The organism is Vulcanococcus limneticus LL (genome assembly GCF_002252705.1).
Classification (GTDB): domain Bacteria; phylum Cyanobacteriota; class Cyanobacteriia; order PCC-6307; family Cyanobiaceae; genus Vulcanococcus; species Vulcanococcus limneticus.
The window spans coordinates 1-4,280 of record NZ_NQLA01000093.1 but is presented as its reverse complement, the minus strand read 5'-3'; the positions used below and the strand labels follow the sequence as shown (position 1 = coordinate 4,280).

General features: G+C 53.7%; 7 protein-coding genes. 6 read left to right on the top strand and 1 reads right to left on the bottom strand.

Features of this window, described 5'->3' with window-relative positions; translation table 11 throughout:
- The coding region (locus CJZ98_RS17195; RefSeq protein WP_232756581.1) for a helix-turn-helix domain-containing protein at positions 1–247 on the bottom strand (247 nt) is incomplete at its 3' end.
- A gap of 811 nt (positions 248–1,058) precedes the next feature.
- On the opposite strand from CJZ98_RS17195, the gene CJZ98_RS17185 reads away from it, so the two are divergent.
- From CJZ98_RS17185 to CJZ98_RS17165, 6 genes are all read left to right on the top strand, one after another.
- Positions 1,059–1,292: a DUF4160 domain-containing protein gene (locus CJZ98_RS17185; RefSeq protein WP_087069026.1), complete on the top strand. Its 234-nt coding sequence runs from the start codon at positions 1,059–1,061 to the stop codon at positions 1,290–1,292.
- Complete coding sequence (locus CJZ98_RS17180) at positions 1,285–1,545, top strand: DUF2442 domain-containing protein (RefSeq protein WP_094592332.1); 261 nt, start codon at positions 1,285–1,287, stop codon at positions 1,543–1,545. The genes CJZ98_RS17185 and CJZ98_RS17180 overlap by 8 nt, the downstream gene beginning before the upstream one ends.
- A gap of 212 nt (positions 1,546–1,757) precedes the next feature.
- Positions 1,758–2,483, top strand: coding sequence for an oxygen-binding di-iron domain-containing protein (locus CJZ98_RS17175; protein WP_094592331.1), 726 nt, complete (start codon positions 1,758–1,760; stop codon positions 2,481–2,483).
- 103 nt (positions 2,484–2,586) lie between these two features.
- On the top strand, positions 2,587–3,438 hold the full coding sequence (locus CJZ98_RS17170) for a restriction endonuclease (protein WP_094592330.1): 852 nt from the start codon (positions 2,587–2,589) through the stop codon (positions 3,436–3,438).
- Between the two features lie 236 nt (positions 3,439–3,674).
- Positions 3,675–3,833: a hypothetical protein gene (locus CJZ98_RS19610; RefSeq protein ID WP_390902072.1), complete on the top strand. Its 159-nt coding sequence runs from the start codon at positions 3,675–3,677 to the stop codon at positions 3,831–3,833.
- Positions 3,830–4,280: cyclic nucleotide-binding domain-containing protein (locus CJZ98_RS17165; protein WP_108723326.1), on the top strand; the 451-nt coding region annotated here is incomplete at its 3' end. The genes CJZ98_RS19610 and CJZ98_RS17165, both read left to right, overlap by 4 nt.

The window sequence follows — 4,280 nt, the reverse complement described above, 5'->3', positions numbered from 1 at the left end:
GGCTCACCTGCTCAGGGAACAGACCCCGCTCCCGGCAGTAGGCACCGAGCTCGGTGTCGTTGAGGCCAGCGGTCTCGAGCACCACCGTGAACTTGTCGGCAGCGCTCCAGCCTTCTGGCTCCTTCTCGGATGCGGGTACCACCTCTCCCTGCAGACGCCAGGCTTTCCTCCAGTTGTAGAGGGTCACCACGTGGATGCCCAGCTCCTCTGAAATCCGCGCCACGCTCTGCCGCTGGGGCGGGCTCATCCGCCTCTTGACATCAGCCTTGACGGCCTCGCTGTAGCGACGCATTGAACTGCTCCATCAAGCCCCCGGGTGTGAAATTGAAAGGGGTGACATCTTTCCTGAAAGCGGGGGCAGGTACTGACATTGCGCCGCTCCTCAAGGGTCTCAAGGACGATGCCTGCCATGCTCCGCACTGGGGCTACATGATTTCAGGAGAACTCGTGGTGACGTATACCGACGGGAAAGTTGATACTTGCATAGAGAACGACCTTTTTTACTGGCCTCCTGGACATAGTGTGCGCTCGGTCAAAGACTCCGAGATCGTCCTTTTCAGCCCCCAGTGCGAGCACGCCCTCGCAATGGATCACATGCTGAATTCAATGAAGGGCATAGTTCAAATTTAGAGCTTTGCGACGCGCTCAGTTTGGTTCGGCCGCTTGAGCTCACTGTCAAGGACAAATTTCAAGATCCAGTTCTCGTCGCTAACGTTGCCTACTCCTGTCTTGGGCCGCTACCTGCCGCTGCTCTAGAGCGTTAGGCATAATGGAGCTGTTTACAATTGGACCCCTGCCTAATCGAAACTGAGCGCAAGACCGAGTAGGCTAGCCGCCACACGCGAATCGCAAGTAGCTGGGCTGCGCTGCGACGCTCATTATGCCCCCATAAGATGGTTAATAACAACTCGGCCTATGCATGCCTAACATCATCATTCTCCCGACCCGGCATCAAAGCAAGCTCTTTGCTTAAATGCTGCTTCGGGCGGGTGATGATGAGCGTTGGCTGCACAGGAAGGCCGAGGTCGGTATCGTTGATGTGATGGTGGCGCTTTCGGATGCCGACAATCCTCAGAAGCGGTCCATATAGGGTCTACTTCTACAGTCACGAGCCAAACGAGCCTCCCCATGTTCATGTCGACAGAGATAAGGCGTCTTGCAAAGTCTGGCTTGTTCCTGTGGCACTGTCCTCAAGCCTTGGTTTCAGCGCCAGAGAGCTGCGTGAAATTGAGCGGCTGGTCAGCTTGAACAGAGCTATCCTGCTGAAAGCATGGGAGGAGTTTCATGGCTAACCCTGGTGAGCAGGTCGCTGACGTTGCGTTGACAGAAGACAGGCTGATCGTCGACCTAGCTGACGGTCGTTCTATCTCGGTACCGCTGGCTTGGTTCCCAAGGCTTCTACATGCAACCTCCCAGGAGCGTGACAACTGGGAGATTGCAGGGGCTGGCTACGGAATCCACTGGCCAGATGTTGATGAGGACTTAAGTGTGGAAGGCCTGCTTCGAGGTGCGCCAGCGCCCCAGGCAAAGGCTCTGGTCAGCTAACACCGCCATGCACCTGAGCCGCCGCCGTAACGTTCTATTCTTCGCCGAGAAAACCTTGCGGCCAGGTGATGGCGAGCGTTAGGCGGACTATATGAGCAGCTGTTCCTTGTCACATTACGACATGGAACAGCTACAAACCCTTTGTCTTTACCCATTGACTGAACCAGTTTCTGCGCTGCAATGAGCAAGTACAATTTCTTCACAGGCTCATCATGACCACTATCACCGAAATCGCGCCAGATCTCTTTCGCTTGTCTATCTATGTTCCAGACCTTAATCTGCAGTTCAATCATTTCCTTGTCCGAGATGAACGTCCTTTGCTTTTTCATGCAGGTCTTAAGGGAATGTTTGCCGATCTCCATGAAGCAGTACAGACATTGATTGATCCGAAAGATCTAGGCTATGTTGCTTGGAGTCATTTTGAGTCAGACGAAATAGGTGGCCTCAATAACTGGTTGGAAAATGCACCACAGGCTGAGCCTGTATGTACGTTCATTGGCAAGGTTGTCAGTGTGGATGACTTCTCTCTCCGGCCCGCGTTGGGAATGACCCCCGATCAGCATTTATCAACTGGCCGTTTCCGTTTTCGCTTCTACGCAACTCCACACCTTCCACATGGCTGGGATGCCGGCATGATGTTTGAAGAAAGCCGTAAGACGTTGTTCTGCTCCGACCTCTTTCATCAGTTTGGCGACGTTTCCCCCCTTAGCTCAGATGATTTTACTGATGCGACAGTTGAAGCAATGCGCCAAATGCAACAGAGCCCCTTGGCTGGTTATATGACTTACAATTCAAATACTAGATCAATGCTCTCTGTCTTGGCTCAGCTCCAACCGAAAACCTTGGCAACCATGCATGGGTCTTCGTACTCCGGCGATGGTGAGAGCATGATCAAGAACCTGTCGGCAGCGATGAAAGCTATTTTTGAGCCTGCCTAACAAGCCCCTTGAGTGGACATGCCACCATCCACTCTTTGCTTCGCGACCCCAGGCTCCTTGCCTGCCACTCAGGGGCAGCGTTAGAAAGAACTAAAATCCATCAATGGCCAAGGGACCCCAGTTCACCCGATACATCCTGCCCATCCTGCATGCTCTGCGGGAGATGGGTGGATCGGGCACTGCAGCTGAGGTAACAGATGCAGTGATTGAGCAAGAAGACCTCCCCGAAGAGCTTCTAGAACAAACCAATAAGAACGGCCAGTCAAAAGTACGCAACCAGATTGCGTGGGCTCGTATGTACCTCGTTCATTCAGGACATATTGACTCATCTCTTCGCGGCGTGTGGAGGCTGACTGACAAAGGTCAGCATGAAGACCTCAAGGCTTTAGACGTAGCATCATTATTCAAGGGTGTTCAGAGCACCTTCAAAGGGCCTCAAGATGAGGGCTCCACTCCAAAGAGTGCGGCATCTGTGGAGGCTACAGAGAGTCGATTGGAGGCTGAGGAGACTGCCCTTCTGCCAGTGATCAAGGCACTTAGTTCTGAGGGATTCGAGCGCTTATGTCAGCGCCTTCTAAGGGAGCACGGTTTTCAGAATGTGAGGGTCACCGGCCGTTCAGGGGATGGAGGCATTGATGGAGAAGGGATCCTCGAGATAAATCCACTTCTGAGTTTTAAGGTGTTATTTCAATGTAAGCGTTATCAAGGATCGGTTGGCGCAAGCATGATCCGGGATTTTCGAGGAGCCCTTGTTGGGAAGGCTGATAAGGGTATTTTGTTGACCACTGGGAGTTTTACAATGGATGCCAAGCGGGAAGCAATTCGGGATGGAGCCAATCCCATCGAGCTCGTTGATGGAGAGAAGCTTGTCAGAATGTTTGAAAAGCTTGAGCTTGGTGTCAAGCCAAAGGTTGTCTATGAAGTGGACATGGATTTCTTCAATGACTTCAAGTAGGGTCTTTCTAACATCCAGATACAGAAGACGGGAGCGGGAGTGGCTTGTCAACCCGAGAAGCCCCTGCCCGCTTCTGATCTGGAGCGTTAGCCTGACCACAAGCCAAAGGTACATAGAGCACAGATTTACCCAGACTTGCTTCGACTGGAATCAATGCGGAGGTGGCCATGATTAATGCTCTCGAGAATCAAGAAGATCCCGTCGCCGAGTTGTGTCGCACGTAGAGCCTTAAGAAACTGTTTGCATTTGGTTCGGCAATTCGTGACGACTACCGAACGGGAGACAGTGATTTGGATCTGCTTGTCGAACTTGCTCCGATTGGCGGACACGCTAAATTTCATGCAATCGTCCTCGGTCTGAACCGCCCTCAGGCCTTCCTTCACCGAGAGCCATGACCAGCACGGCCCCGCATGACAAGATTGAGCGGCTCAGGCGAACCAGTATCTTCGCCTCCACTCCCGACAACGTGTTGGCCGCTGTGGCTGATGCCGTGGAGGAAGTGCAGCTTGCCCCCAGCCAGCAGCTGTTCGCCAAAGGCGATCTCGGCACCTCGATGTACGTCATCGTTGCTGGCCTGGTGCGGGTACACATCGGCGACCAGACCATAGTCGAACTTTCGGGCGGTGAGATCGTGGGCGAGCTGGCCGCTCTCGACCCGGAACCCCGCTCAGCCTCAGTGAGCGCGATCGATCCGAGCACGCTCTATCGGATCGAGCAGTCGACGTTACAGAGCCTGATGGCCGATCCCCCCTCTGCCAGGAAAGTTGACGCCTCTCCATCCCGACCACTTTTTCCACCAGGGGGCTTGATGGAGCAGAGCAATGCGGCGTTACAGCGAGGCC